Origin of the sequence: Streptomyces sp. NPDC005423 (assembly GCF_040606415.1) — a bacterium.
In the GTDB taxonomy this organism is placed as follows: Bacteria; Actinomycetota; Actinomycetes; order Streptomycetales; family Streptomycetaceae; genus Streptomyces.
Window position 1 is genome coordinate 1 of sequence record NZ_JBEXET010000111.1, and the last position, 1,547, is coordinate 1,547.

At 68.6% G+C, this 1,547-nt stretch carries 1 protein-coding gene; it reads left to right on the forward strand.

Annotated elements, in window-relative coordinates; genetic code table 11:
* Positions 1-115: 115 nt before the first annotated feature.
* A partial coding sequence (locus ABZT12_RS39310) for an Ig-like domain repeat protein (protein ID WP_356394671.1) occupies positions 116-1,547 on the forward strand: 1,432 nt, incomplete at its 3' end.

Below are 1,547 nucleotides of genomic sequence, written 5' to 3' on the forward strand. Positions count from 1 at the left end.
CGCGGGCTCTGTCGGAACCGTGTCGGTCACGGTGAGCCCGGCCGGCACGACGACCACGGTGACGGTGGCTCCGGATCCGTCGGTGTGCGGTGAGTCGGTGACGGTGTGTGCGACGGTGACGACGGACGCGCCGGGTTCGGGTGTTCCGACGGGCACGGTGACGTTCACCGGTCCCGGCGGGCTGAATCAGACGGTGGTACTGGACGCCAACGGCAAGGCCTGCCTGACCACCACAGTTCTGGCCACCGGCACCGTGACGGCGACCTACAACGGTGCGGCCTGCTTCGAGGTGTCCTCGGACACGGTTGGCGTGACCGTGAACCCGGCCGATACGACGACCACGGTGATCGTCTCTCCGGATCCGTCGGTGTGCGGTGAGTTGGTGACGGTGTGTGCGGCGGTGACGACGGATGCGCCGGGTTCGGGTGTTCCGACGGGCACGGTGACGTTCACCGGTCCCGGCGGGCTGAATCAGACGGTGGTACTGGACGCCAACGGCAAGGCCTGCCTGACCACCACGACCCTGGCCACCGGCACGGTGATCGCGACGTACAACGGTGAGGGGCCGTGCTTCGCGGGCTCTGTCGGAACCGGGTCGGTCACGGTGAGCCCGGCCGGCACGACGACCACGGTGATCGTCTCTCCGGATCCGTCGGTCTGCGGTGAGTTGGTGACGGTGTGTGCGGCGGTGACGACGGATGCGCCGGGTTCGGGTGTTCCGACGGGCACGGTGACGTTCACGGGTCCGGGTGGGCTGAACCAGACGGTGGGGCTGGACGGTTCCGGTGAGGCGTGTGTGACGACGACCTCGCTGGCCTCCGGTACGGTCACCGCGCAGTACAACGGTGCGGCCTGCTTCGAGGTGTCCTCGGACACGGTTGGCGTGACCGTGGGCGCGGCCGATACGACGACCACGGTGACGGTGGCTCCGGATCCGTCGGTCTGCGGTGAGCTGGTGACGGTGTGTGCGGCGGTGACGACGCTTCCGCCGGGTTCGGGTACGCCGACGGGCACGGTGACGTTCACCGGTCCGGGTGGGCTGAATCAGACGGTGGTACTGGATGCCAACGGCAAGGCCTGCCTGACCACCACGGTTCTGGCCACCGGCACCGTGACGGCGACCTACAACGGTGCGGCCTGCTTCGAGGTGTCCTCGGACACGGTTGGCGTGACTGTGGACCCGGCCGATACGACGACCACGGTGACGGTGGTTCCGGATCCGTCGGTGTGCGGTGAGTTGGTGACGGTGTGCGCGACGGTGACGACGGACGCTCCGGGTTCGGGTGTTCCGACGGGCACGGTGACGTTCACCGGACCTGGTGGCCTCAACCAGACGGTGGTACTGGATGCCAACGGCAAGGCCTGCCTGACCACCACGACCCTGGCCTCCGGCACGGTGATCGCGACGTACAACGGTGAGGGGCCGTGCTTCGCGGGCTCTGTCGGAACTGGGTCGGTCACGGTGAGCCCGGCCGGCACGACGACCACGGTGACGGTGGCTCCGGATCCGTCGGTGTGCGGTGAGTTGGTGACGGTGTGTGCGGCGG